The sequence below is a fragment of the Pseudomonas fluorescens genome, assembly GCF_002837185.1.
GTDB classification, from domain to species: Bacteria; Pseudomonadota; Gammaproteobacteria; order Pseudomonadales; family Pseudomonadaceae; genus Aquipseudomonas; species Aquipseudomonas fluorescens_AM.
The window spans coordinates 99,378-124,960 of record NZ_KZ477997.1 but is presented as its reverse complement, the minus strand read 5'-3'; the positions used below and the strand labels follow the sequence as shown (position 1 = coordinate 124,960).

General features: G+C 62.6%; 30 protein-coding genes and 1 pseudogene. 16 read left to right on the top strand and 15 right to left on the bottom strand.

What is annotated here, in order from left to right; translation table 11 throughout:
* Window positions 1-46: 46 nt before the first annotated feature.
* From murB to CIB54_RS14535, 8 genes are all read right to left on the bottom strand, one after another.
* Window positions 47-1,066, bottom strand: a complete 1,020-nt coding sequence (murB, locus tag CIB54_RS14570) for a UDP-N-acetylmuramate dehydrogenase (RefSeq protein ID WP_101220141.1) — start codon at window positions 1,064-1,066, stop codon at window positions 47-49.
* Entirely contained in the window at window positions 1,063-1,527 is a 465-nt protein-coding gene (locus CIB54_RS14565) for a low molecular weight protein-tyrosine-phosphatase (protein ID WP_065953170.1), read from the bottom strand. Before CIB54_RS14565 ends, murB begins: the two co-directional genes overlap by 4 nt.
* Entirely contained in the window at window positions 1,527-2,291 is a 765-nt protein-coding gene (gene kdsB / locus CIB54_RS14560) for a 3-deoxy-manno-octulosonate cytidylyltransferase (protein WP_101220140.1), read from the bottom strand. Before kdsB ends, CIB54_RS14565 begins: the two co-directional genes overlap by 1 nt.
* The gene (locus CIB54_RS14555) at window positions 2,288-2,473 is read right to left on the bottom strand and encodes a Trm112 family protein (RefSeq protein WP_003174668.1); all 186 of its coding nucleotides are present in this window, start codon (window positions 2,471-2,473) and stop codon (window positions 2,288-2,290) included. The genes kdsB and CIB54_RS14555 overlap by 4 nt, the downstream gene beginning before the upstream one ends.
* Before the next feature lie 24 nt (window positions 2,474-2,497).
* Window positions 2,498-3,508 (bottom strand): tetraacyldisaccharide 4'-kinase, encoded by a 1,011-nt coding sequence (lpxK, locus tag CIB54_RS14550; RefSeq protein WP_101220139.1) that lies wholly within the window; start codon window positions 3,506-3,508, stop codon window positions 2,498-2,500.
* Entirely contained in the window at window positions 3,508-3,936 is a 429-nt protein-coding gene (locus tag CIB54_RS14545; RefSeq protein ID WP_065953168.1) for an ExbD/TolR family protein, read from the bottom strand. The genes lpxK and CIB54_RS14545 overlap by 1 nt, the downstream gene beginning before the upstream one ends.
* On the bottom strand, window positions 3,933-4,568 hold the full coding sequence (locus tag CIB54_RS14540; protein WP_065953214.1) for a MotA/TolQ/ExbB proton channel family protein: 636 nt from the start codon (window positions 4,566-4,568) through the stop codon (window positions 3,933-3,935). The genes CIB54_RS14545 and CIB54_RS14540 overlap by 4 nt, the downstream gene beginning before the upstream one ends.
* Before the next feature lie 109 nt (window positions 4,569-4,677).
* Window positions 4,678-6,903 carry a DNA internalization-related competence protein ComEC/Rec2 gene (locus CIB54_RS14535; protein ID WP_101220138.1) on the bottom strand — a complete coding sequence of 742 codons (2,226 nt, stop codon included), beginning with the start codon at window positions 6,901-6,903 and terminating at the stop codon, window positions 4,678-4,680.
* A gap of 135 nt (window positions 6,904-7,038) precedes the next feature.
* On the opposite strand from CIB54_RS14535, the gene CIB54_RS14530 reads away from it, so the two are divergent.
* Window positions 7,039-7,554, top strand: coding sequence for a DUF2062 domain-containing protein (locus CIB54_RS14530; RefSeq protein ID WP_065953166.1), 516 nt, complete (start codon window positions 7,039-7,041; stop codon window positions 7,552-7,554).
* 3 nt (window positions 7,555-7,557) lie between these two features.
* Here the strand turns inward: CIB54_RS14530 and CIB54_RS14525 are convergent.
* Window positions 7,558-7,788: pseudogene (locus CIB54_RS14525) on the bottom strand (ATP-binding protein); the annotation flags it as partial.
* A gap of 165 nt (window positions 7,789-7,953) precedes the next feature.
* On the opposite strand from CIB54_RS14525, the gene CIB54_RS14520 reads away from it, so the two are divergent.
* The 4 genes from CIB54_RS14520 to CIB54_RS14505 all read left to right on the top strand — a co-directional run bounded on the left by CIB54_RS14520 (window position 7,954) and on the right by CIB54_RS14505 (window position 12,694).
* Complete coding sequence (locus CIB54_RS14520; protein WP_065953165.1) at window positions 7,954-10,707, top strand: response regulator; 2,754 nt, start codon at window positions 7,954-7,956, stop codon at window positions 10,705-10,707.
* Between the two features lie 84 nt (window positions 10,708-10,791).
* Entirely contained in the window at window positions 10,792-11,778 is a 987-nt protein-coding gene (locus CIB54_RS14515) for a 2-hydroxyacid dehydrogenase (protein ID WP_101220137.1), read from the top strand.
* 74 nt (window positions 11,779-11,852) lie between these two features.
* The gene (locus CIB54_RS14510; protein WP_065953163.1) at window positions 11,853-12,293 is read left to right on the top strand and encodes a hypothetical protein; all 441 of its coding nucleotides are present in this window, start codon (window positions 11,853-11,855) and stop codon (window positions 12,291-12,293) included.
* Window positions 12,290-12,694 carry an META domain-containing protein gene (locus CIB54_RS14505; protein ID WP_065953162.1) on the top strand — a complete coding sequence of 135 codons (405 nt, stop codon included), beginning with the start codon at window positions 12,290-12,292 and terminating at the stop codon, window positions 12,692-12,694. Before CIB54_RS14510 ends, CIB54_RS14505 begins: the two co-directional genes overlap by 4 nt.
* A 141-nt stretch (window positions 12,695-12,835) precedes the next feature.
* Here the strand turns inward: CIB54_RS14505 and CIB54_RS14500 are convergent, their stop codons facing one another.
* Window positions 12,836-13,297 carry a TlpA disulfide reductase family protein gene (locus CIB54_RS14500; RefSeq protein WP_065953161.1) on the bottom strand — a complete coding sequence of 154 codons (462 nt, stop codon included), beginning with the start codon at window positions 13,295-13,297 and terminating at the stop codon, window positions 12,836-12,838.
* Window positions 13,298-13,412: 115 nt separating this feature from the next.
* Here CIB54_RS14500 and arsC point away from each other — a divergent pair, with 115 nt between their 5' ends.
* Genes arsC through CIB54_RS14485 form a run of 3 tightly spaced genes read left to right on the top strand, consistent with a single transcriptional unit; the run spans window position 13,413 to window position 14,768 of the window.
* Window positions 13,413-13,766 (top strand): arsenate reductase (glutaredoxin), encoded by a 354-nt coding sequence (arsC, locus tag CIB54_RS14495; protein ID WP_065953160.1) that lies wholly within the window; start codon window positions 13,413-13,415, stop codon window positions 13,764-13,766.
* Window positions 13,763-14,377 carry an NAD(P)H:quinone oxidoreductase gene (gene wrbA, locus CIB54_RS14490; RefSeq protein ID WP_065953159.1) on the top strand — a complete coding sequence of 205 codons (615 nt, stop codon included), beginning with the start codon at window positions 13,763-13,765 and terminating at the stop codon, window positions 14,375-14,377. Before arsC ends, wrbA begins: the two co-directional genes overlap by 4 nt.
* Complete coding sequence (locus CIB54_RS14485; RefSeq protein WP_101220136.1) at window positions 14,361-14,768, top strand: DUF2069 domain-containing protein; 408 nt, start codon at window positions 14,361-14,363, stop codon at window positions 14,766-14,768. The genes wrbA and CIB54_RS14485 overlap by 17 nt, the downstream gene beginning before the upstream one ends.
* Window positions 14,769-14,771: 3 nt before the next feature.
* Here the strand turns inward: CIB54_RS14485 and CIB54_RS14480 are convergent, their stop codons facing one another.
* Together CIB54_RS14480 and ttcA are read right to left on the bottom strand one after the other, a co-directional pair.
* Window positions 14,772-15,443 carry a DNA-3-methyladenine glycosylase I gene (locus CIB54_RS14480; protein ID WP_101220135.1) on the bottom strand — a complete coding sequence of 224 codons (672 nt, stop codon included), beginning with the start codon at window positions 15,441-15,443 and terminating at the stop codon, window positions 14,772-14,774.
* 67 nt (window positions 15,444-15,510) lie between these two features.
* Window positions 15,511-16,335 (bottom strand): tRNA 2-thiocytidine(32) synthetase TtcA, encoded by an 825-nt coding sequence (gene ttcA, locus CIB54_RS14475; protein ID WP_065953156.1) that lies wholly within the window; start codon window positions 16,333-16,335, stop codon window positions 15,511-15,513.
* 362 nt (window positions 16,336-16,697) lie between these two features.
* Here ttcA and CIB54_RS14470 point away from each other — a divergent pair, with 362 nt between their 5' ends.
* Both CIB54_RS14470 and CIB54_RS14465 read left to right on the top strand, forming a co-directional pair.
* Window positions 16,698-17,300, top strand: coding sequence for a Yip1 family protein (locus CIB54_RS14470; protein ID WP_065953155.1), 603 nt, complete (start codon window positions 16,698-16,700; stop codon window positions 17,298-17,300).
* A gap of 128 nt (window positions 17,301-17,428) precedes the next feature.
* Entirely contained in the window at window positions 17,429-17,923 is a 495-nt protein-coding gene (locus CIB54_RS14465; protein WP_065953213.1) for a SprT family zinc-dependent metalloprotease, read from the top strand.
* Between the two features lie 91 nt (window positions 17,924-18,014).
* On the opposite strand, the gene CIB54_RS14460 is transcribed toward CIB54_RS14465, so the two are convergent.
* Window positions 18,015-19,190, bottom strand: coding sequence for a CaiB/BaiF CoA transferase family protein (locus tag CIB54_RS14460; protein ID WP_101220134.1), 1,176 nt, complete (start codon window positions 19,188-19,190; stop codon window positions 18,015-18,017).
* A gap of 158 nt (window positions 19,191-19,348) precedes the next feature.
* Between CIB54_RS14460 and tusD the strand changes: the two genes are divergently transcribed.
* The 6 genes from tusD (at window position 19,349) to CIB54_RS14430 (ending at window position 22,783) form a co-directional block, all read left to right on the top strand.
* Window positions 19,349-19,741 (top strand): sulfurtransferase complex subunit TusD, encoded by a 393-nt coding sequence (tusD, locus tag CIB54_RS14455; protein WP_101220133.1) that lies wholly within the window; start codon window positions 19,349-19,351, stop codon window positions 19,739-19,741.
* On the top strand, window positions 19,741-20,091 hold the full coding sequence (gene tusC, locus CIB54_RS14450; protein WP_065953152.1) for a sulfurtransferase complex subunit TusC: 351 nt from the start codon (window positions 19,741-19,743) through the stop codon (window positions 20,089-20,091). The genes tusD and tusC overlap by 1 nt, the downstream gene beginning before the upstream one ends.
* The gene (gene tusB, locus CIB54_RS14445) at window positions 20,091-20,369 is read left to right on the top strand and encodes a sulfurtransferase complex subunit TusB (protein WP_101220132.1); all 279 of its coding nucleotides are present in this window, start codon (window positions 20,091-20,093) and stop codon (window positions 20,367-20,369) included. The genes tusC and tusB overlap by 1 nt, the downstream gene beginning before the upstream one ends.
* Window positions 20,366-20,701 (top strand): TusE/DsrC/DsvC family sulfur relay protein, encoded by a 336-nt coding sequence (locus tag CIB54_RS14440; protein ID WP_065953150.1) that lies wholly within the window; start codon window positions 20,366-20,368, stop codon window positions 20,699-20,701. The genes tusB and CIB54_RS14440 overlap by 4 nt, the downstream gene beginning before the upstream one ends.
* Complete coding sequence (locus CIB54_RS14435) at window positions 20,698-21,699, top strand: glycosyl transferase family protein (protein WP_101220131.1); 1,002 nt, start codon at window positions 20,698-20,700, stop codon at window positions 21,697-21,699. The genes CIB54_RS14440 and CIB54_RS14435 overlap by 4 nt, the downstream gene beginning before the upstream one ends.
* An 88-nt stretch (window positions 21,700-21,787) precedes the next feature.
* On the top strand, window positions 21,788-22,783 hold the full coding sequence (locus CIB54_RS14430; protein ID WP_101220130.1) for a glutathione S-transferase family protein: 996 nt from the start codon (window positions 21,788-21,790) through the stop codon (window positions 22,781-22,783).
* 114 nt (window positions 22,784-22,897) lie between these two features.
* On the opposite strand, the gene cysG is transcribed toward CIB54_RS14430, so the two are convergent.
* Together cysG and serS are read right to left on the bottom strand one after the other, a co-directional pair.
* Window positions 22,898-24,292 (bottom strand): siroheme synthase CysG, encoded by a 1,395-nt coding sequence (gene cysG, locus CIB54_RS14425; RefSeq protein WP_101220129.1) that lies wholly within the window; start codon window positions 24,290-24,292, stop codon window positions 22,898-22,900.
* Window positions 24,293-25,573 carry a serine--tRNA ligase gene (gene serS / locus CIB54_RS14420; protein ID WP_101220128.1) on the bottom strand — a complete coding sequence of 427 codons (1,281 nt, stop codon included), beginning with the start codon at window positions 25,571-25,573 and terminating at the stop codon, window positions 24,293-24,295.
* Window positions 25,574-25,583 lie beyond the last annotated feature (10 nt).

Sequence of the window (25,583 nt, the reverse complement as noted above, 5' to 3'; positions counted from 1 at the left end):
CGTATCGTGAGATGCGGGGCATTTTCATTTGTGGGGCGGTGGACGCTCAGTACCTGTTAGGTTCCATCTCAAGCTCGACCCCGAAGCGCTCGGCAATGTCCTGCTGGATACGCAGCGCCAGGTTGGCAATATCCCGCCCGGTGGCTGAGCCATAGTTCACCAGCACCAGCGCCTGCATTTTATGCACGCCGGCATCGCCGTCACGAAAGCCCTTCCAACCCGCCTTGTCGATCAGCCAACCGGCGGCGAGCTTTACTTGCCCGTCGGCCTGAGGGTAAGCCACCAGGTCCGGATACTGGCTCTTCAGCTCGGCAGCCAGAGCCTGGGGCACCAACGGGTTTTTGAAAAAACTACCGGCATTGCCCAGCTCTGCCGGGTCCGGCAATTTTTCGCGGCGAATACTGCAGATCGCCTGGCTCACATCCTTCGGCGTGGCCTCGGTGATGCCCTGCGCAGCCAGGCGCTGCTGCACCGGGCCGTAGTCGAGTTTCAGATGACTGGCGCGACTCAGGGCAAAGCGTACCCGCAGGATCAACCAACGCCCGACTTCATGCTTGAACAGGCTGTCGCGGTAAGCAAACTGGCATTCGTCCAGGCTGAAATCCCGCAGCTCGCCCGTCTGGCGATCCAGCGCCGTGAGGCCGGCAAACACGTCCTTGATCTCAACGCCGTAGGCGCCGATGTTTTGCATCGGCGCCGCGCCGACCGTGCCGGGGATCAGGCTGAGGTTTTCCAGGCCGCAAAAACCCTGTTCCAGGGTCCACGATACAAAGGGGTGCCAGGCTTCGCCCGCCTCGCCTTCAACCACCACGTGCACGCCATCATCGTGCAGCACGCGAATACCCTGGGTCGCCATGCGCAACACCAGGGCAGGCACGTCCCGGGTCAGCAGCAGGTTGCTGCCGCCGCCGATCACCAGCAGCGGCACACTATGCGCGTCGGCGTAGGCCAGGGCTTGATGCACATCGGCATCACTGTGAGCCTCGGCAAACAGCTGGGCGCGTACGTCGATGCCGAAGCTGTTGAAAGGCTTGAGCGATACCTGCGCACGTACTTGCAAAGTCATAGCCGGCCCTTCAATTCGATCACCAATGAATCACAGGCGCGCTCGATCAGGTCCAGCACCCGGTCAAAGCCTTGTTCGCCTTCGTAATACGGGTCTGGCACCTCGTCCACTTCGCCGTCGAAGCGGCGCAGGAACAAATCCAGCTGCGCCTTACCCTGCGCAGGCTGCATGGCTTTGAGGTTGCGCAGGTTGCTGTGGTCCATGGCCAGGATCAGGTCATAGCGCGCAAAATCGGCGCGACAGACCTGCTGGGCACGCTGGGCTGACAAGTCATAGCCCCGCGCCAGCGCCGCACGTTGGCTGCGCAGGTCCGGTGGGTTGCCGATATGCCACTCCCCCGTCCCCGCCGACGCCACCTCAACCTGATCGGCCAGGCCGGCTTCGCGCAACTTATGGCGCAAGACGCCTTCGGCGGTGGGCGAGCGGCAGATATTGCCCAGGCAGACAAACAGGACTTCCATCAAGCCCCCAGCAGGCGACGGACGCGCTCAAGGTCTTCCTGGGTATCGACGCCTGCAGGCGGTGCTTCCAGCGCATCGCCCACGTGGATATGCACGCCGTGCCACAGGGCCCGCAGTTGCTCCAGGGATTCGGTGTTTTCCAACCAGCACGGGCCCCAGCTGACGAAGTCATGCAGGAAACCGGCGCGATAGGCGTAGATGCCGATGTGGCGGCGGTACGGCACGCCTGGCGGCAGTACGCCGGGGTTGCTGGCGAAGGCATCCCGCGCCCAGGGCAGGGTCGAACGGCTGAACGTCAGGGCCAGGCCGTTGATATCGCTGACCACCTTCACCACGTTCGGGTTGAACAAGGTTTCAATGTCTTCGATCGGTTCGGCCAGGGTCGCCATGCGCGCTTCGCCATGGGCCGCCAGATTGGCGGCGACCTGGTCGATGACGCTCGGCGGGATCAACGGCTCGTCACCTTGCACGTTCACCACGATGGCGTCGGGCGCCAGGCCCAGTTGCGTAGCCACTTCGGCCAGGCGATCGGTGCCGGAATTATGGTCTTCGCGGGTCAGCACCGCCTCGGCGCCGAAACCTTTGCAGGCTTCGATGATACGCGGATCGTCAGTCGCCACCACCACCCGCTCGGCGCTGCTTTTGCAGGCCTGTTCCCATACCAGCTGGATCATCGGCTTGGCGCCGATCATTTGCAGCGGCTTGCCCGGCAGACGGGTCGATGCATAACGCGAGGGAATCACCACGGTAAAGGCGGTAGTCATTTATCCAGGCGCTCATCGGTCGTCAAGGTGCGGGCTTCGCTCTCGAGCATCACCGGAATCCCGTCACGGATCGGGTAAGCCAGGCCGGCACCTTTGCTGATCAGCTCGGTTTTATCGGCGCTGAGCTTGAGCGGGCCTTTGCAGATCGGGCAAGCAAGGATGTCGAGCAATTTGGTGTCCATGAGTATTTCCTGGAAATAAACGGTTTAAGGCAAAAGACGGTTGGGCAGCAGGCGCATCAGTTGTGTGTCGAACCAGGCGACAAACGCCGGCGACGGCCGCGCGTCCACTGCAAGGTACCACCAGTCGGACCGGGCGAAGGCGCGGCACTTCACCGCGTCCTTTTCAGTCATGACCAGCGGCCAACGCGGTGTGAAATCCAACACCTGGGCACTGTAGGGCGCGTGGTCGGCAAACGCATGGGGGATCGGCTGCCAGTGTAGCGTTTCAAGGGTATTGAAGAAACGTTGCGGGTTGCCGATACCGGCAACCGCGTGTACTTGCTGGCCTGCCGGAAAATAGGTAACCGGCTGCCGCTCGCCGCTGTGCAGGTTGATCAGCGCCGCAGGCGCAAGGCCAAAGGCAAAGCCGTCTTCGCGGTCCTCGGCGGCACCGTTATAGAGCAGCGCATCCACGCTGTGCAGGCGCTCGACCGGCTCGCGCAACGGCCCGGCCGGCAGGCAACGGCGATTGCCCAGGCCGCGGGCGGCATCGATCAGTACCAGTTCGAGATCGCGGGCCAGACGATAGTGTTGAAGACCGTCGTCGGAAAGAATCAGGTCCAGGGTTTCGCTGGCCAACAGCGCTTTCACCGCGCGGCTGCGGTCCGGATCGATCATCAACGGGACACCGCAGCGCTGCACGATCAGCAAGGGTTCGTCGCCGGCCACATCGGCACTCTGATCGGCTTCGACTCGCCAGGGCAACTGTGGCGGCTTGGCCCCATACCCGCGACTGACCACGCCCACGCGCAAGCCATTGCGCCGGCAGTGCTCGATCATCCACAGGATCAGCGGCGTCTTGCCCGTGCCCCCGACGGTGATATTCCCCACGACCACAACGGGCACCGGGGACCGATAGACAGCGCCCTCGCCCGCCAGGAAACGCGCGCGCTTGCGCTGCACGACCCGGCGATACAACGACTCCAGCGGCCGTAACAGCACGAGCGCCGGATGGCCCGCGTACCAGGCCTTGAGCAAACGATCGGACATGGCCATCAGGGTGGACTCGCCGCCTCGACGGTGGTCATGCGCAGATGACTGAAACCGAGCTTGCCGGCGGCGTCCATCGCGGTAATCACAGCCTGGTGCTGGGTCTTGCCGTCGGCACTGATCGACAGTGGCAGGCTGGTATCGCCGCCGGATTCCTTCTGCAAGGCGTCCATCAGGCTGGTCAGGTCGTTTTTCTCCAGCAACTGGTTGTTCACCGAAAACACGCCATCGGCGCTGATGGCAATGTCCAGTTGCTTGACCTGCTGATCTTCGGCCGGCGAGCCGCTGACGGCTTCGGGCAAGTCGACGCGCAGCTGGGTTTCCCGGGTAAACGTGGTGGTGACGACAAAGAACAGCAGCAGGATAAACACCACGTCAATCAGTGACGCGAGGTTGATATCGACATTTTCCCGTTGCTTGCGGCGAAATTTCACGCGTTGCCCTCGACCAGGTCCACATCACGGTCGCCCTGCACCACTTCCACCAGCTTGATGGCTTCCTGTTCCATGCCGACCACCAGCTCATCGATGCGCCGTTGCAGGAAGCGGTGGAAGAACACCGAAGGGATACCCACCATCAGGCCCGCGGCCGTGGTGATCAATGCTTTGGAAATACCACCGGCCAGCACCGCGGCGTTGGTGGTCATGCCCGAGCCCATGAACGAGCTGAAAATATCGATCATACCCAGCACCGTGCCCAGCAAACCGAGCAGCGGCGCCATGGCGGCGATGGTGCCGAGGGCGTTGATGTAGCGCTCCAGTTCATGGATCACCCGCGCGGCGGCTTCCTCGATGCACTCTTTCATGATCTCGCGACCATGCTTGGAGTTGGCCAGGCCAGCGGCAAGGATTTCACCCAACGGCGAATTGGCGCGCAGTTCCTTGAGCTTCTGCTTGTCGAGCTGTTTGTTCTTGATCCAGCCCCAGACTTGCCCCAGCAGGTGCTCGGGGGTGACGCGACTGGCGCGCAGGGTCCACAGGCGTTCGGCGACGATGCCGAGTGCGGCGATGGAACTCATGATGATCGGCAACATCATCCAGCCGCCGGATTTGACCAATTCCCACACAGTGAATGCCCCCTCGAAAAAGTGCGCCACTTTATCATATAGGTTCGGCAGCGGGGTTCGTTGGCCGCAGACCGGCCTGTCGCAGCCTTCGGTGTTTGGTAACGCCGGATTACGGCAACGGTTCGCGCCAGAACCGGCGTTGACTGCGCGCAACCATGGCGGGCTGGAAGGCACCCAACTGAAAGCGCACGGCCCCGTGTTCGGCGCTGTCGTATAGTCGGCTGCCCTGGGCCTGATAGCGCGCTACCACTTGCGCATGAGGATGACCGAAGGCGTTGCCCCGGCCTCGGGAAATCAGCACCGTCTTGGGGGCAAGCCGCTGCACAAAGGATCTGGAGGACGAGCTGCGGCTACCATGATGGGGCGCTTGCAGCCAATCGGTCGGCACCGCCAGTGGCGTGTCAAGCAAGGCGCGCTCCGCCGCGCTGTCGATATCGCCGGTGAGCAGCAGCCGTTCACCATTGGCCTGCACCTGCAACACACAGGATTTTGGATTGCCACTCAGGGCGTCAGGCCACTGCCACAACGCGAAAGACACACCATCCCACTCCCACCGCTCGCCACTGATACAGGGTTCAGTCCCCAGAAAAGCCGGCAAGCCCTCGGTTTCGCCGCCTACCACGCGCCTGATCGGCAAACCACGGGCTACAGCTGCCGCGCCACCGGCGTGATCGGCGTCGGCATGGCTCAGCAGCAGCATGTCGAGCCGCGCTATCCCGAACGTTTTCAGCGCCGGCACGACCACACGCGCGCCCAGATCGACCGACCCGGAACGCGGCCCGGCATCGTAAAGCAACGCATGATTGCGGGTGCGCAGGATCAGCGCCTGCCCCTGGCCGACATCCAACTGCACCACCATCACCTGCCCGTGGGGCACCGACTCCCTGGGAGGAAACACCGCCAGCAACAGCATGGGCCAGCCCAGCAACCGAAACGGCACCCCCTTGGGCAGTAGCAGCAGCACCGCGCCCACCAGGCTGACCAGCCAATACGCCCACGGCACCTGGGCCGGCGTCCAGGCCGGCAACTGCCCGGCCAGCAGCGTCAGCACCTTGAACCACCCCTCCAACGCCCCGCCGGCCAACCAAAGCAGGCCGTCACCGATCGAGGGCACCCACAGCAGCACCGTACCGAGCAGCGCCAGAGGCAACACCACCAGACTGATCCAGGGCACGGCGAACAAATTGGCCACAGGCGCAGTGAGGCTGATGGGTAAACCCAGCACCAGCAAAAGTGGAAACAATCCGACGGCAATCAGCCACTGGGGACGCGTCCATGCCTGCCAGATGCTCCATGGCCCCAGCCGTCCACCGAACGTCAGGAGCAGCACCGCAACCGCCGCAAAGGACAACCAGAAGCCCGGCTGCAGACTGGCCAGCGGCTCTAGCAGCAGTACGCCGTTGAATGCCAGCAACAACGGCCACCACGCGCCCAGATGCCGAAAGCGCAGGCGCCATAGCAACACCAGACCGACCATCACGCAGGCCCGCTGCACCGGCACGCCAAACCCCGCCAGCAGGCCATAACCCAGCGCTGCGGCAAAGGCCAGGCCGCAGGCCCATGGCAGCCATGGCAGGTGGCGCGGCCAGCAACCGTAACGGGCCATCCCGGCCACCAGTGCGTAGATCAACCCGGCCAGCAAGCCGATGTGTTGACCGGAAATGACTAACAAGTGCACGGTGCCGGTGTCTTGCAACACCTGCCATTGCTCTGCGCTCAGCCCGGAACCGTCACCCAGCACCAACGCTGCCAGGGCGGCCTCATGGGTTTGCGCATCGGCGGCCTTCAGGCGTTGACGCAGGCTGTCGCGCAAGGCGTTGCGGGCCGGCGCCAAGCGCTCGCCGTGTTTCACCGAGCCCGTGGCCCCAATGCGTTGCGCCAGCAGCCAGGCCTCTTGGTCGAAGCCATGAAAATTGAGCAGGCCGGACGGCCGCTTGAGCGTGACAGCCAAGCGCCAGCGTTCCCCACTGCGCACCGGCGGCCCGCCGCGCCAGGACACACGGATGCGCTTGGGCAGCCGGGCTTTGCGCGACCGGCTGTCAGCCAGTTCAAAGCGCACGCCGGTGTCCGTCTGTTGCGGCAACCCGACCACACGCCCCTCCACCCAACGCGTCTCGCCGTCCAGCGCCGGGCGCAATCGATCATCCAGTGCCCACTGCGCGCTGATGCAAGCCCAGCTCAAGCCCAGCAGGAAAAACGCCAGCGGATAGGTGCGAAACGGCAGCAGCATCAAGGCCAACACCAGCATGGCCAACAGCCATCCGGTGGGCGGCAACGCCGGAAGAAAGCGCAGGGTCAGCAACCCCAGCGCGAGCGCGAACATCCCTGTCCTCATGAATCATTCCTTTCAATGATTCATTCAGTCTTAGCCGGAGTTCCCAGGGGCGCCTTTGATGTTTTGTCACAAAGTCTGAATTTTCTGTTTATAGAATACGCGCATACTTGCCCCTCGAACTGACCTGGACCCCATATGCCCCGGCGCTTATTCAAACGGTACATGCCCGACCCCAGCAGTATCAGGGAACACAAGTCATTACAGTTTCTTGGCACCCTGCTGCATGATCCGAACCTCTGGCACCTGAACCGGCACTCGGTGGCCCGGGCCATGGCCGTGGGCTTGTTTGCCGCGTTCATCCCCATCCCGTTGCAGATGTTGCTGGCCGCGATCCTGGCGATCGTGGTGCGCGGCAACATGCCGATTGCCGTCAGCCTGGTGTGGCTGACCAACCCGGTGACGATGCCGGTGGTGTTTGTCTGCACCTACATGACCGGCGCCTGGTTGATGAACGTGCCGCCACGCAGCCTGCCCGATAACCTCACCTGGGAATGGATCAGCGGCGAGTTGAGCACGATGTGGCAACCGTTCCTGCTGGGCTCGGTGGTCTGCGGGTTGGTATTGGGAGCCCTGGCCTACTGCCTGACCATGGGATATTGGCGCTGGTGGGTCGCGCACCAGTGGAAGAAACGCAAACTGCGCCGCCGCTGAGGGCTAACGGGCAGGCAGGTGCAGATGTACGCGCAGCAGGCCCTGCCCGGAATTTGCGCCCAGATACGGCCACTCCGCCGCTGCACGGCGTTGCGCGCAATGCGCAAGCCCGGGCCGTGAACCGTCCAACCGGATAATGGCCGCGAAGATACGTTTCACGTCAGCCTCATCGATGCCTCCCCCCTGATCCTCCCGCCAGATATGCCAGTGATCGCCCTCTCGCACGCGGTCCAGTGCCGCCCATACAGGCAATCGCCGGTCGGCGCCGAATGGCCCGAAGATTGCGACGTGTCATTAATTTACGAGATTCCCAAGGGCGCAAATGGCTACACTGCGCACGTGGCGTGGGCCGGATGCCTGCGTGGATGATTGATATCAATGTGGTAGCAGGAGAGTGGCGTGCTTAGAAGAATGGGGATAAAAGGCCGCGTACTGTTGCTGACTTTATTGCCGACCAGCCTGATGGCCCTGCTGTTGGGAGGCTACTTCACCTGGATGCAGCTCTCCGAACTGCAGACTCAATTGCTGCAACGCGGCGAAATGATCGCCGAGCAGTTGGCGCCGCTGGTCGCGCCCGCCCTGAGCAGCAGAAACACGGATCTGCTGGAACGCATCGCGACCCAATCCCTGGAACAACCGGACGTGCGTACGGTGTCGATCCTGGCGCCGGACCGCTCGTCCCTGGCTCATGCCGGTCCGACCATGCTCAATCAACCGCCCACCGGCAACAGTTCGCACCTGCTGCAGCGCAGCGGCAATGATGCCACCCGCTACCTCATGCCCGTGTTTGGCCGCCATCGCAACCTGGCGGGCGAGCTGATTCCGGATGAGTCCGACCGCCTGTTGGGCTGGGTCGAGGTGGAACTGTCCCACAACGGCATGCTGCTGCGCGGCTATCGCAGCCTGTTCGCCAGCCTGCTGCTGATCGCCATCGGCTTGATCTGCACCGCGGCGCTGGCCCTGCGCATCAGCCGCACCATCAATTCGCCGATCGGCCAGATCAAGCAAGCCGTGGCCCAGCTCAAGGACGGCAACCTGGAAACCCGCCTGCCGCCGTTGGGCAGCCAGGAGCTGGATCAGCTGGCATCGGGCATCAACCGCATGGCCGAAACCCTGCAAAACGCCCAGGAGGAATTGCAACACAGCATCGACCAGGCCACCGAGGATGTGCGCCAGAACCTGGAGACCATCGAGATCCAGAACATCGAGCTGGACCTGGCCCGCAAGGAGGCCCTGGAAGCCAGCCGGATCAAATCGGAATTCCTGGCCAATATGAGTCATGAGATCCGCACCCCGCTCAACGGCATCCTGGGCTTCACCCACTTGCTGCAAAAAAGCGAATTGTCGCCGCGTCAGCTGGATTACCTGGGCACCATCGAAAAATCCGCCGACAACCTGTTGGGCATCATCAACGAAATCCTCGACTTCTCGAAGATCGAAGCCGGCAAACTGGTGCTCGACAGCGTGCCCTTCAACCTGCGCGACCTGCTGCAGGACACCCTGACCATCCTCGCTCCCGCCGCCCACGCCAAACAGCTCGAACTGGTCAGCCTGGTCTACCGTGACACGCCGCTGTCACTGGTGGGCGACCCGCTGCGCCTCAAGCAGATCCTGACCAACCTGATCAGCAACGCGATCAAGTTCACCCGCGAAGGCACCATTGTTGCCCGGGCGATGATCGAGGACGAACAGGAAGACAGCGTGCAACTGCGCATCAGCGTGCAGGACACCGGCATCGGCCTGTCCAACCAGGACGTGCGTGCGCTGTTCCAAGCCTTCAGCCAGGCGGACAATTCGCTGTCGCGCCAGCCAGGTGGCACCGGCCTGGGCCTGGTGATCTCCAAGCGCCTGATCGAACAGATGGGCGGCGAAATCGGCGTCGACAGCACACCGGGCGAGGGCTCGGAGTTCTGGATCAGCCTGAACCTGCCCAAGACCCGCGACGACGTCGAAGACTTGCCCAGCGCGCCGCTGCTCGGGCGCCGCGTGGCCGTGCTGGAGAACCACGAACTGGCGCGCCAGGCCCTGCAACATCAGTTGGAAGACTGCGGCCTGGAAGTGACCCCGTTCAATACCCTGGAAAGCCTGACCAACGGCATTACCAGCGCGCACCAGACCGATCAGGCGATTGACCTGGCGGTGCTCGGCGTCACCGCCAACGACATTCCGCCCGAGCGCCTCAACCAGCACTTGTGGGACCTCGAACACCTGGGCTGCAAGGTGCTGGTGCTGTGCCCGACGACCGAGCAGATGCTATTCAACCAATCGGTGCCCAACCCCAACAGCCAGTTGCAGGCCAAGCCCGCGTGTACGCGCAAGCTGCGCCGATCCCTGGCCGACCTGATCAGCCCGCGGCCCTCACGCAGCGAGCCGGGCGAGCCGTTGTCCAGCCGTGCGCCGCGTGTGCTGTGCGTGGACGATAACCCGGCGAACCTGTTGCTGGTGCAAACCCTGCTTGAAGACATGGGCGCCAAGGTGCAGGCCGTGGAAAGCGGCTACGCGGCGATTGACGCGGTGAAGCAGGAAACCTTCGATCTGGTGTTGATGGACGTGCAGATGCCCGGCATGGACGGGCGCCAGAGTACCGAAGCGATTCGCCAATGGGAAAGCGAACGCCATGGCACGCCGCTGCCGGTGGTCGCCCTCACCGCCCATGCGATGGCCAACGAAAAACGCGCCCTGCTGCAAAGCGGCATGGACGATTACCTGACCAAACCCATCAGCGAGCGGCAGTTGGCCCAGGTCGTGTTGAAATGGACCGGCCTGGCCCTGCGCAACCAAGGGCCGGAGCGCCTTCCCGAGGGCCTCGGCCCAGGCGTGCAATTGCTGGTGCTGGACCATGAAGAAGGCCTGCGCCTGGCCGCCAACAAGGCAGACCTGGCAGCCGACATGCTCGCCATGCTGCTGGCCTCCCTGGAAGCCGACCGCCTGGCGATCACGGTCGCGCGTGAAGCCAATGACAATCATGCCTTGATCGAACGCGTCCATCGCCTGCATGGCGCCACGCGCTACTGCGGCGTGCCGCAATTGCGCGCGGCCTGTCAACGCGCCGAAACCCTGCTCAAGCAGGACGACGCCAAGGCCATGGCCGCACTGGATGAACTGGACATGGCGATTGCGCGGTTGGCCAGTGAAGCGCGGGTCAGCGCCTGAGCCAATTTCCATGTGGGAGGGGCAAGCCCCCTCCCACATCTGGTCAGCATTTCTCATTTGTAAATTGCAGGGAGCCTCTCTTCAATGCGCGTCATTCTTTTCAGCAGCCAAACCTACGATCGCGACAGTTTTAGCGCTGAGCCATGCCCCCAGGGCATCGAGCTGCAATTCCAGCCCGCCCGCCTCAACCTCGACACCGTGGCCCTGGCCGAACACCACGAGGTGGTCTGCGCCTTTATCAACGATGACCTCAGCGCCCCGGTGCTCGAGCATCTGGCCAGAGGCGGCACGCGCCTGATTGCGTTGCGCTCGGCCGGCTACAACCATGTCGACCTGCGCGCCGCCAAGCGCCTGGGCCTGAGCGTTGTGCGCGTACCGGCCTACTCGCCCCACGCCGTGGCCGAGCATGCCGTGGCGCTGGTCCTGGCCCTGAACCGTCGCCTGCACCGCGCCTACAACCGCACCCGCGATGGCGATTTCAGCCTGCATGGGCTCACCGGGTTCGACCTGGTCGGCAAAACCGTCGGCGTGGTCGGTACCGGACAGATCGGCGCCACCTTCGCCAGGATCATGAGCGGTTTCGGCTGCCGGCTGCTGGCCCACGACCCCTTCCCCAACCCTGAGGTCCAAGCCCTGGGCGCGCGCTACGTGAGCCTGCCCGAACTGCTCGCCGAGGCGCAGGTCATCAGCCTGCATTGCCCGCTGACGGCCGACAGCAGGCACCTGATCAACGCCGGCACCCTGGCCCACATGCAACCGGGCGCCATGCTGATCAATACCGGCCGCGGAGGCCTGGTCGACACGCCGGCGCTGGTGGAGGCGCTCAAGAACGGCCAACTCGGTTACCTGGGGCTGGATGTCTATGAAGAAGAGGCCCAGCTGTTTTTCGAGGACCGCTCGGACCTGCCCCTGCAAGACGACGTGCTCGCCCGCCTGCTGACCTTCCCCAATGTGATCATCACCGCCCACCAGGCCTTCCTGACCCGCGAGGCGCTGGCGGCGATTGCCGGCACTACACTGGCCAATATTGCGGCGTGGGCCGACGGTCGCGCGCAGAACCTCATCGAGTGATGATCAGCGGTCACATACCGGGCTCATGATAGTCCGGCACCCGTGATAGGATGCCGCGCCTATTTGGAGGATCCATGGCCGAACACGATTTCCGCTTCAGCTTGCTGAGCCCGCAACACACCCTGATCGAATGCCGCGCCCTGGTGCCGGGCCGTTATCAAGTCACCGGCAACGGTGGTTCGATCAAGCATGGCGACGTGCTGATCGTTACCCTGCGCGGCAGCAAAACCCTGTCGATGCGCCTGACCGTGGAAGGTGACGCGCGCTACTCCATCCGCCCGGCGGGCCAATGGGTCGCCATGGCCCAGGGGCCGAAATTCGGCGAGTTGGAGATTCACACCTGGAAGGTCAATTGCGACAGCTGCGACAGCGTGCTGGAGTTTGAATTCGCGGTGGAAACCAAGCTCACCCAAGAACCGCTGCAACCGGCCGCCAATGCCCGGATCAAAGAACTCGGCTGGGCCAGCGAAGGCGACAGGCACCGCTGCCCGAAATGCCAGCAGGCCGCACAATGAAGCGCCTGCTGCTGCTCGCCGCGATGGGTACGGCCCTGAGTGGCTGCGCCGGCGATGCGGTCAAGCTCAAGCAGGATCACAGCTATGTGGTGGAGTGGATCGGCGAGCGGCCGTTGATGGACTACGCGCACCTGACCGTAACCCTCGGTGCCGATGGTCGCGCCTATGGCAATGGCGGCTGCAACCACTGGTTTGCGCCGTACACCCTTGAAGGCGACAAGCTCAGCTTCGGCGCCATCGGCAGCACCCGCAAACTGTGCGCCGAGGCGCTGATGGAGCAGGAGCACCGCTTCTTCCAGGCCCTGCAAGGCGTCCAGCGCTGGGATATCTCGCCGATCGAGCAGACGCGGTTCTGGCCCGCCGAAGGCAAGCCGATTCGCTTGTGGCTTGAAGAAGGCTGACGCCGCCGATCTTTGGCCATGCGCGAGCAAAATGTGGGAGGGGGCTTGCCCCCGATGGCGCTGTGTCAGCCAGCACATACAGTGACTGACACACTGCTATCGGGGGCAAGCCCCCTCCCACATTTGATTTGAGGTCTTGCTTTAACCGCGCAGCGCCTTGAGCTTGGCCAACACCCCTTGCGCCGTCTGCTCACCCATCAGTTGCTCGCGCACCTTGCCCTGGTCATCGATGATGTAGGTCACCGGCAGCGCCTCGCTGCGCGGAATATCAAAGATCCCCTCCGGGTTCTGCGCCAGCACGGTGAACTTGATGCCCAGCTTGTCACTGGCAGCCTTGAGCTCCTCACCCTGCACATTGTCGAAGTTGACCCCGAACACGCCCACGTTCTGCGCCTTGAGCTGCTCGGCCAGGGCATTGAGCTCGGGGATTTCGGTGCGGCACGGGCCACACCATTCGGCCCAGTAATTGACCACCAGCCACTGCTTGTCCAGGCGCTCGGCCGGCACCTTCTGGCCGTACTGATCAACGCCGTAATCGTTACCGCAGCCGCTGAGCAGCAGGGTTGTGATGATCGCCAATGCACCGATCAGTCGCCTTGTCATGGGGTAATCCTTCGCAAAAATGAACGTTGGCTGCGGCCTATCGCCTCTTACGGTTTAAGGACAGGCGCCAGCGCAGGTAGAATACCTGCCACCTTACGCAAGATGCGACCCGCACATGACCGATCTGACGCTTTATCACAACCCGCGCTGCTCGAAATCCCGCGGTGCGCTCGAACTGCTGCAAGACCGCGGCCTCACGCCAACCGTGGTGCGCTATCTGGAAACGCCGCTGAACGCGGCGCAATTAAAGGCCCTGCTGGCCAAACTTGGCCTCAGTGCCCGGCAATTGTTGCGCACCGGCGAAGATGAATATAAAAGCCTCAACCTGGCCGACGCCAGCCTCAGCGAAGCGCAACTGATCGCCGCCATCGCCGCACACCCCTCGTTGATGGAACGCCCGATCCTGGAAACCGCCGATAAAGCCATCATTGGCCGCCCGCCGGAAAACGTGCTGGAGATCCTGCCGTGACGACGCCTTATGTGCTGGTGTTGTATTACAGCCGCAATGGCTCGGTCAGCGAAATGGCCCGGCAGATTGCCAGGGGCATCGAGCAAGGCGGCATGGAAGCCCGGCTGCGCACCGTGCCGGCAATCTCCACCGAGTGCGAAGCCGTGGCACCGAGTATCCCGGACGAGGGCGCGCTGTATGCCAGCCTGGATGACCTGAAACACTGCTCGGCCCTGGCCCTGGGCAGCCCGACGCGTTTCGGCAACATGGCCGCGCCGCTCAAGTACTTCCTCGACGGTACCAGCAACCTGTGGCTCACCGGCGCCCTGGTCGGCAAGCCCGCCGGCGTGTTCACCTCCACCGCCAGCCTGCACGGCGGCCAGGAAACCACGCTGATGTCGATGCTGTTGCCATTGCTGCACCACGGCATGCTGATCACCGGCCTGCCCTATAGCGAACAGGCGCTGCTCGACACCCAGGGCGGTGGTACGCCCTATGGCGCCAGCCACCACGCCGGGCCTGACGGCAAGCGTCTGCTCGACCCGCATGAAATCGCCCTGTGCCGCGCCCTGGGCCTGCGCCTGGCCAAGACCGCCACACTGCTGGAGAACGGCGTTGGCCAGAAAGCCTAAGGTTCTACCGTCCCAGGCGTGGCTGGAACCACGGGTCAAGCTGGCGCGCGCCCTGAGTCTTCTGGCGTTTTTCGGCCTGGTGGGCTTGTTGTGCGCGTATTACCTGTTCGTCGCCGACCTGCACGGGGCACGCCCGTGGGTCATCCTGCTGATCGAACTGGTGCCGCTGCTGGTGTTGGCGCCAGGGATGATCACGGGCAGCGCGCGCGGGCATTCGTGGATGTGCTTTGTGGTGAACCTGTATTTCATCAAGGGCGCACTGGCGGCGTATGACCCGAACCGGCAAGGGTTCGGGGTGCTTGAGATGCTGGCGAGCCTGGCGGTGTTTTGCACGGCGCTGTTGTATGTGCGCTGGCGGCATCAGTTGAATCGGCGGATGGCGGCGGCCTGATGATCAATGGTTGACGGTGTACGCCAACATCATCGACAACTGACACATCGACCGCCCACTTTGCGCATGCCACTGGTTAAAGGCACCCTGCACGGCCGCCAGGTCGCGCAGGCTGGTGGGTGCCTTGTCGACGATCTTCTGCGCATTCAACGCCGCCACCACGTCATCACTCGGCACAAACGTATCCTTGCCCACCATGCGCAGGAAACGCGGGGCCGACAGCCCGCCCAACTGGTGACCGTGTTTGCTCAGGTATTTCCATAACCCGACGATATCGGTCACCGGCCACTCGGCGACAAACGCACCGAAGCTACCCTTTTCCTGCTCGATATCCAGGATCATCTGCGCATTGCGCGGCACACTCTTGAGTTTGCCCAGGTGGCGGATGATGCGCGTGTCCTGCATCAGGCGCTCCAGGTGCTCGGCGCCCATCAGCACGACTTTTTCCGGGTCGAAACCGAAAAACACTTGCTCGAATGCCGGCCACTTGGCATCGACCACACTGTGCTTCAAGCCCGCACGAAACACCCGCAGCGCCAAGGTCGACAGGTAACGGTCATCGGGGATCTTGCGCAGTTGCGCCGGGGTCTTGGGCACAGGCAGATGGGCTTCCAGCTTGGCCGCCGAACCGAAGCGATTCAGACAATATTCGTGCAGCCACTTGTAATCGCGCATGCCCTCTCCTGGCAGTTGAATGGAAAACGGCGCCCGCAAGCGCCGTGTACTAGAGCCTCGATAAGGCTCAGAGGTTCACTACATTGACGAAACGCGAAGCTGCCGTCTCATCGATTTTCAAGCTGGCGAAGTCGAACAGGTTGCGATCGGCCAATTGCGACGGAATCACATTCTGCAGGCTGCGGAAAATACTCTCGGTACGCCCAGGGGTCTTGCGCTCCCAGTCCACCAGCATTTCCTTGACCACCTGGCGTTGCAGGTTTTCCTGGGAGCCGCACAGGTTGCACGGGATGATCGGGAATTGCTTGAAGTCGGAATAAGCCTGGATGTCCTTCTCGTTGCAATACGCCAGCGGGCGGATTACCACGTTGCGTCCGTCATCGGCGCGCAGCTTGGGCGGCATGGCCTTGAGCGAACCGTTGAAGAACATATTCAGGAAGAAGGTTTCGACGATGTCGTCGCGATGATGCCCCAGGGCCATCTTGGTCGCGCCGATCTCATCGGCAAAGGTATAGAGCGTGCCACGCCGCAGGCGCGAACACAGCGAGCAGGTGGTCTTGCCTTCCGGGATCAGCTCCTTGACCACCGAGTAAGTGTCTTTCTCGACGATGTGGTACTCGACGCCCAATTCCTTCAGATAGGCCGGCAGCACATGCTCGGGAAAGCCCGGCTGCTTCTGGTCCATGTTGACGGCAACGATCTCGAACTTGATCGGCGCGACCTTTTGCAGGTGCAGCAGCACGTCGAGCAGGGTGTAGCTGTCTTTGCCGCCGGAGAGGCAGACCATGACCTTGTCGCCCTCCTCGATCATGTTGAAATCAGCGACCGCTTCACCGGCCAGGCGACGCAGGCGTTTTTGCAGTTTGTTCTGGTTGACCGTAAGAGTGCCCATGGCGCTTGGATCCGCTAGAGGTGTGTGACGAAAAGCCGGACATTTTACCGGTATGAACGACCAAGTTCCAATGTGGGAGGGGGCTTGCCGCCGATTGCGGTGTATCAGTAGCAACTACCTCGACTGACACACTGCCATCGGCGGCAAGCCCCCTCCCACATTGGATCGAATTGCCATCCACAGACCCAGCGGCGATTACGCCCCGTGTTTACAGCGCGATTTACTCTAAAGGCCCTACAGTTTTCCCGGACATCACTTCCTATACTGCGACGTGAGGTCGCACAACTATCCAGACCTTGCAGGCCAGTTGGCCGGTGGGCGCTCCGATGGGGGCGATAGTAATAACGACAGGAGTGACTGGCATGATCCATCACGTCGTGGGGCTGTTTACCCATCCCGATCAGGAATGGCGGGAAATTCGTGGCGATAAGGAAGAAAGCATCAGCCACATGTACCTCACTCACACGCTGGTTCTCGCAGCGATCCCCGCCGTAGCCGCATTTATCGGCACCACCCGGGTCGGTTGGGTCATCGGCAACCGTGCCCCGGTGATGCTCACCCAGGAAAGCGCGCTATGGATGACCCTGATGTCGTACGCCGCGATGCTGGGCGGTGTGGCGGTGATGGGCGCGTTCATTCACTGGATGGCCCGCACCTATGATGCCAACCCCAGCATGGCGCGTTGCGTGGCCTTTGCCACCTACACCGCGACGCCCCTGTTCATCGGCGGGTTGGCGGCACTCTATCCGCACATGTGGCTGGGTATGGTGGTGGGGACCGCAGCGATCTGCTACACGGTGTATCTGCTGTACGTGGGCTTGCCGACGTTCATGAGTATCGACCCGGATGAAGGCTTTCTGTTTTCCAGCTCGGTATTGGCTGTAGGCCTGGTGGTGCTGGTGGCAATCATGGCGTTTACCGTCATTGTCTGGGGCCTGGGCGTGGGGCCCATCTACACCAGTTGACGCCTTGGAATGCAGGCAAAGCCACCGATACGGTGGCTTTGTGCGTTATGCATGACCATTCGGCGCCTGACAGATTCGAAAACCCCCTGCTTTGCGGCATACTGGGCGTCTCTGGAGATATGTACAGCATGCCCGAGCAACTCAATACCCGCGTCGAAGATTGTTTCCTGCAAGCCGAATCCTTTTTCAAACGAAGCTTCAAACGCCCCACGGTCAGCCTCAAGCTGCGGGGCCAGAAAGCCGGTGTCGCGCATTTGCACGAAAACCTGCTGCGCTTCAACCCTCAGCTCTATCAAGAAAACAGCCAGCACTTCCTGAAACAGACCGTGGCCCACGAAGTGGCGCATCTGATTGCCCACCAACTGTTTGGCGAGCGCATCCAGCCCCATGGGGAGGAATGGCAGTTGATCATGCGTGGGGTTTACGAACTGCCGCCGGACCGTTGTCACACCTACGCAGTCAAGCGTCGCCAGGTGACTCGCTATATCTACCGGTGCCCGTGTGCCGACAGCGACTTTGCGTTTTCGGCCCAGCGTCATGGGTTGGTCGGCCAGGGGCGGCGGTACTTGTGTCGGCGGTGCCGGCATACTCTTGTGTTCACTGGGGAGACTCGGGTGGAATGAGGGCCTTATCGGGGGCAAGCCCCCTCCCACCTTAACGCTGTGAACACGGGCAAATGTGGGAGGGGGCTTGCCCCCGATAGCGCCAGAGCAGTCACCCAATGACCTTGGCCTGCCGCAAATCCGCAATCCGCTCAGCACTCAACCCCAACTCCGCCAACACTTCATCACTGTGCGCGCCGACCTCAGCCCCGATATGCCGTGGCGCCGGCAAACCCTCGGAGAACTTCAGCGGGCAGGCCATCTGCGCCTGGGTCGAACCATCGCCCCTCGGCACCTGGCTGATCAACCCGCGCGCCTGCAACTGCGGATGCGCCAGCGCTTCGCTCAAGCTCAACACCGGTTCCACACACGCATCCACTTGCGCAAATAACGCGCACAGCTCGTCAAAACTGCGTTTTTCAAACTCCACCTGCAACGCCCGCTTGAGTGCCGGCTGCTGCTCAGGCTTCACGCCGTGCAGCGCCAGCTCCGGTCGCCCCAGGGTTTCACACAGCCGCTGCATGAACGCCGGTTCCAGGCTGCCCACCGACATCCAGCGTCCGTCCCGGGTGCGGTAGTAATCGTAAAAACTGCCGCCATTGAGCACATGGTTTTCCCGCTCCGGCTCTACCCCGCAGGCCAGGTAACCCGCGCCGACCATGGCGTTCAGGCTGAACGAGCAGTCGGTCATGCTCACATCCAGGTATTGACCGACGCCGCTGTGCTGCCGTGCAACCACCGCCGCGAGCACGCCCACCACTGCATGCAGGGAACCACCGCCCACATCCGCCAGTTGCACGCCCAGCGGCAACGGCCCACTGTCCCGTCGCCCGGTGTGGCTGGCTAAGCCTGCGACTGCGAGATAGTTGATGTCGTGACCGGCGCGATCCCTGTAGGGGCCGGTCTGGCCGTAGCCGGTGATCGACACATAGATCAGCCTGGGGTTGATCGCCTGCAGTGCGGCGTACCCCAGGCCCAGACGGTCCATGACCCCGGGGCGGAACTGTTCGATGAGAATATCGGCGCCCTTGACCAACTCGAGGACGATCTGCAGCGCCTCGGCCCGCTTGAGGTCCAGTGCCAGGCTGCGCTTGTTGCGATTGAGGTAGGCATGGCTCGCCGACGTGCCGTGATCATGGGGCGGCCATACGCGCAACAGGTCCGGCCGCGTCGGCGATTCGATGCGCAATACATCGGCGCCCATATCCGCCAGCATCAGCGAGGCGAACGGGCCGGGCAACAGGGTGGAAAAATCCAGCACTTTGAGGGACGCCAAGGGACCTGACATACAAACTCCGTTTGCAATTGGACGGGCCACAGCGTAGTCAGCCTTCGGCGCTGACGGCAATCGTCAGAACAATCAACCGCAGTGACCGTTTTGATCACGGCGGGCTTTTTCGTCGCGGCGGCTTTATCATTGGCCCACGTTTGTTGGCAGAGTGTTCCATGAAGTTCGCGATTGCACTGTATAGCGCCGCCCACGCGCCCGCCTCGCGCCGCGCCCTGTTGTTCGCCCAGGCGGCGCTGGCCGGCGGGCATGAGATTGTGCGGCTGTTTTTTTATCAGGATGGCGTGTACAGCGCCTCCACTAACATCGTCGCGCCCCAGGACGAGCAGGACATCGCGCGCCAATGGCGCGAATTTGTCCGTACTCAACAACTGGACGGCGTCGTGTGCATCGCCGCCGCCTTGCGCCGCGGCGTGCTCAATGCCGAGGAAGCCACGCGCTATCAACGCAGCGCGGTGAACCTGGACGCGCCCTGGGCCCTGTCGGGCCTGGGGCAATTGCATGACGCGATCCAGGACGCCGACCGCCTGATCTGTTTTGGAGGCTCGTGATGGCCCAATCATTGCTGATCATCAGCCGCCAGGCGCCGTGGTCCGGCCCCAGTGCGCGCGAAGCGCTGGATATCGTGCTGGCCGGCGGCGCGTTCGACCTGCCCATCGGCCTGCTGTTTCTGGACGACGGTGTGTTCCAACTGGCGCCGCACCAGGACGCCAAGGCCGTGCAACAAAAAGATTTGAGCGCCAACCTGCAGGCGCTGGGCCTGTTCGGCATCGATGACGTGTTCGCCTGCAGCCACAGCCTGTCCGCGCGCGGGCTGCCGCCACCGCACACTGCGCAGGCGCTGGACAGCCAAGCCATTACCCAGCTGATTGACCGTTACGACCAGGTGATTACCCTCTGATGTCGACTCTACATGTGGTGACCCACTCCCCCTTTACCGACATTCGTCTGGACAGTTGCCTGCGTGTGTGCGGCAGCGCGGATGCCATCCTGCTGTGCGGCGACGGCGCCTACGGCCTGCACAACGCAGCGCTGCAAACCAGGGGGGTGAAAGTGTTTGTGCTGGCTGAAGACCTGCAGGCACGCAACCTGCCGCTCCCGGACTGGGCCGACAGCGTGGACTATCCGGGCTTCGTGCAGTTGTCGATCGACTATGACAAGGTCAATACTTGGCTATGAACACGCTGACCGTAGGCACGCGCACCCTCGAGCTGGACAAGGACGGCTACCTCGTCGACCTGGATGACTGGTCCGATGAGGTGGCGCACGCCCTGGCCACCGCCGAAGCCGTGGAGCTGACCCCGGACCATTGGGAAATCCTCCTGTTGCTGCGCCAGTTCTATGCCGAATTCCAGCTGTCCCCCGCCACGCGCCCGCTGATCAAGTACACCGCCTTGAAGCTCGGCCCGCAAAAGGGCAACAGCCTGCACCTCAACAAACTGTTCAACGGCACTCCCGCCAAACTCGCCGCCAAGCTGGCGGGCCTGCCCAGGCCGACGAATTGCTTATGACCGACTTTGCCCCCCTGACCCTCTCGACGCCTGAAGAACATCCGTTTGCGCCGTTTGTGCGCATCCTTGGCAAAGGCAAGCGCGGCGCACGCAACCTCACCCGTGAGGAAGCGCGGCAAGCCATGGGCATGCTGCTCGACGAAAAAGTCGAAGACACCCAACTGGGCGCCTTCCTGATGCTGCTGCGGCACAAGGAAGAAAGCCCGGAAGAGCTCGCCGGCTTCACCGAAGCGGTACGCGAGCGGTTGAACCCGCCCGCATTGAATGTCGATATCGACTGGCCGACCTATGCGGGCAAAAAGCGCCACTTGCCCTGGTTCCTGTTGGCGGCCAAATGCCTGGCGCAACAGGGCGTGCGCATCCTCATGCACGGCGGCGGCGCGCATACGGCGGGGCGCTTGTACACCGAGCAACTGCTGGAGCGCTTGCACATACCGCTGTGCCGCAATTGGCAACAGGTCGAGGCGGCGTATGCACACGCCAACCTGGCGTTTATCCCGCTGGGTGACTGGGCACCCCAGTTGCAGCGCATGATCGACCTGCGCAACACCCTGGGCCTGCGCTCGCCGATCCACTCCCTGGCACGCCTGCTCAACCCGCTGAATGCCCGTTGCGGCCTGCAAAGCATTTTCCACCCGGGTTACCAGGGCGTGCACCGCGATGCCAGTGGCCTGCTGGGCGACAACGTGATTGTGGTCAAGGGCGACGGCGGCGAGATCGAGATCAACCCCGACACCCTCAGCCACTTGTATGGCACCACCGGCGGCCAGAGCTGGGACGAAAAATGGCCCGCCCTCTCCGCCCAGCGCCACGTCAAACCGGCGAGCCTGGAGCCCGAGCACCTGAACGCCGTGTGGCGTGGCGACGTCGAAGACAGCTACCCGCAACTGGCATTGATCGCGACCATGGCCCTGGCCTTGCGCGGCCTTGGACGCACCCGCGAGCAAGCGTTCGAACTGGCCCGGCAGTACTGGGATGCGCGAGAGAAATCGATTTAATCGATCATTGAGCTCCGGTCTTTGCGCTTTTAGTTCGAACTCATCCCTTTAAACTGGGCTCCAACGCTTATTAGCCAAGGAGCCAGTCATGGGTTTGCTGATCGAAGGACACTGGAAAGACCAGTGGTACGAAAGTAGCGCAGATGGCGCTTTCCAGCGTGAACAGGCGCAACGCCGTCACTGGGTCACCGCCGACGGCCAGCCCGGCCCGAGCGGCGAAGGCGGCTTCAAGGCCGAGGCCGGGCGCTATCACCTCTACGTCTCCCTGGCCTGTCCCTGGGCCCACCGCACCCTGATCCTGCGCAAACTCAAGGGCCTGGAAAGTCTGATCGACGTCTCGATAGTCAGTTGGCTGATGCTGGAAAACGGCTGGACCTTCGACAAGGCCCACGGCTCAAGCGGCGATGCACTGGACGGTTTTGACTTCATGCACCAGCGGTACACCGCCGACACCGCTGACTACACCGGGCGCGTCACGGTGCCGGTGTTATGGGACAAGAAGCTCAAGCGCATCGTCAGCAACGAATCGGCGGAGATCATCCGCATGTTCAACAGCGCCTTCAATGAACTGACCGGCAATACCCTGGATTTCTACCCGCAGGCACTGCGTTCGACCATCGACACCCTGAACGAACGCATCTACCCCGCCGTGAACAACGGCGTATACCGCGCCGGGTTCGCTACCTCGCAGCAGGCTTATGAAAGCGCGTTTGATGATGTGTTTGCCGAGCTCGACCACCTGGAACGCCACCTGGGCGAGCATCGTTACCTGGCCGGCGAATACCTCACCGAAGCGGATGTTCGGCTGTTCACCACACTGATTCGTTTTGATGCGGTGTATTACAGCCACTTCAAGTGCAACCTGCGGCGGATTGCCGACTACACGAACCTGTCGAACTGGCTAAGGGAGATGTATCAGTGGCCGGGGGTGGCCGAGACGGTGGATTTCGAGCATATCAAGGGGCATTACTATGCCAGCCATCGGACGATCAACCCGACGGGGATTGTGCCGAAGGGGCCTGCCCAGCGCTTTGATGTTGGGCATGATCGGGAGCGGTTGAGTGGTAAGGGTGTCTTTGGCTGATGCGGATGATGGGTTGAAGCTGATGGCCTCATCGGGGGCAAGCCCCCTCCCACACTTGGATCTGTGAATACAGTCAAAAGGTGGGAGGGGGCTTGCCCGCGATGCTTTTGAGGCTTACACCTGAGACTGAGCGCCTTCAAACCACTTGAGCTTCTCGCGCAACACCACCACCTCACCCACGATCACCAGCGTCGGCGCATGCACTTCATGCTCCGCCACCATGCGCGGCAAGTCGGCCAGGGTGCCGGTGAACACGCGCTGGTTGGAGGTGGTGCCCTGCTGGATCAACGCTGCCGGCGTATCGGCGGCGCGGCCATGCAGGATCAACTGTTGGCAGATAATCGGCAAACCGATCAAGCCCATGTAGAACACCAGGGTCTGTGACGGCCCCACCAGATCCTGCCAGGGTAGATCCGACGTACCGTTTTTCAGGTGTCCGGTGATAAAGCGCACCGACTGCGCATAGTCACGGTGCGTCAGCGGAATGCCCGCATACGCCGCGCAACCACTGGCCGCCGTGATGCCCGGCACCACCTGGAACGGGATGCCATGGGCCGCCAGTTCCTCGATCTCTTCGCCGCCACGCCCGAAAATGAACGGATCGCCGCCCTTGAGACGCAGCACGCGCTTGCCTTGCTTGGCCAGGTCCACCAGTTGCTGGTTGATCTGATCCTGCGGCACGGCATGCTCGGCGCGACGCTTGCCGACATACACGCGCTCGGCATCACGACGGCACAGCTCCAGAATCGCCGGGGCCACCAGACGGTCATACAACACCACGTCGGCTTGCTGCATCAGGCGCAAGGCGCGGAAGGTCAGCAGGTCCGGATCACCGGGGCCTGCGCCCACCAGGTACACCTCACCCGGTGCATAAGGCGGCGCGCCATTGACCTTTTCGATCAACAGGCGCTCGGCCTCATCGCCCTGCCCGGCCAATTGGCGGTCGGCAATCGGGCCCTGGAACACCTCTTCCCAGAACGCCCGGCGCTGCTGCACATCCGGGTACAAGCCTTTGACCTGGGCGCGAAAACGCGCCGCCAACCCGGCCAATTGGCCATAGGTTGACGGAATCCAGGTTTCCAGCTTGGCGCGGATCAGGCGCGCCAGCACCGGCGCATCGCCGCCACTGGACACTGCAATCACCAACGGCGAACGGTCGACGATCGCCGGGAAGATCACGCTGCACAAGGCTGGCGCGTCCACCACATTGACCGGAACACAGCGACGCTTGGCATCACTGGACACTTGCGCGTTCAGTGGCTCGTCGTCCGTGGCCGCGATGATCAGCACGCAACCGTCGAGGTCGGCCTCCTGATAACCGCGCAACATCAGGTCCCCGCCACTGCCCAGTACCAATTCACGCAACTGGTCTTCGATCTGGGGAGCAACCACCCGCAGCACTGCGCCGGCGTCAGCCAGCAGGCGGGATTTGCGCAAGGCGATCTCCCCCCCACCGACGACCAGCACACGACTGCCGCGCAGGTTATGAAACAGCGGCAGAAATTCCATTTAGCCGATGACCTCGACGCCGCCCATGTACGGCTTGAGCACCTCAGGCACGCGGATCGACCCGTCGGCCTGCTGGTAGTTTTCCAGTACGGCCACCAGCGTACGGCCTACGGCCAGGCCCGAACCGTTAAGGGTGTGTACCAACTCCGGCTTGCCGGTTTCCGGATTACGGAAACGCGCCTGCATGCGACGCGCCTGGAAATCACCGCAGTTGGAGCACGACGAAATCTCGCGGTATTTGTCCTGGCTCGGCACCCACACTTCAAGGTCGTAGGTCTTCACGGCGCTGAATCCCATGTCGCCGGTGCACAGCGCCAGCACGCGATACGGCAACTCCAGCAGTTGCAGGACGCGTTCGGCGTTGGCTGTCAGGCCTTCCAGGGCATCCATGGACGTCGACGGCTCGACCACCTGCACCATCTCGACCTTGTCGAACTGGTGCTGGCGGATCATTCCGCGCGTATCGCGACCCGATGCACCGGCTTCACTGCGAAAGCACGGGCTGTGAGCCACGAACTTCAACGGCAGTTGCTTGGCATCGAGGATCTCGCCGGCAACGATATTGGTCAGCGACACTTCGGCGGTGGGGATCAGGTACAGGTCGGCTTCGCCGTCGCGGCTGATCTTGAACAGGTCTTCCTCGAATTTCGGCAGCTGGCTGGTGCCCATCAGCGCCGGCGCCTGCACCAGGTAAGGCGTGTAGGCTTCTTCGTAACCGTGCTCGGCGGTGTGCAGGTTGATCATGAACTGCGCCAGGGCGCGGTGCATGCGGGCGACCGGGCCACGCAACAACGCGAAACGCGCGCCGGACATTTTCGCGGCGGTTTCGAAATCCAGGCCGCCCGTCAACTCGCCCAGGGCCACGTGGTCCTTGATTTGGAAATCGAAGGCTTTCGGCGTGCCCCAGCGGCGCACTTCGACGTTGCCGTCTTCGTCTTCGCCAATCGGTACCGATTCATGGGGAATATTGGGGATACCCAGCAGGATCGAATCCAGTTCGGACTGGATCTTGTCCAGCTCGACTTTGCCGTCGGACAGCTCGGTGCCCATACGCTCGACGTCCGCCATCAACGGCGCGATGTCTTCGCCGCGCTGCTTGGCCTGACCGATGGATTTGGAACGCGCATTACGCTCAGCCTGCAGTGCTTCGGTGCGGGTCTGGACGGTCTTGCGCTGTTCTTCCAGCGCTTCGATGCGCGCAACATCCAAGGCAAAGCCACGGGATGCCAGGCGGTCCGCTACGTCCTGAAGGTTGCTACGTAACAGTTTGGAATCGAGCATGTCGGTCTCT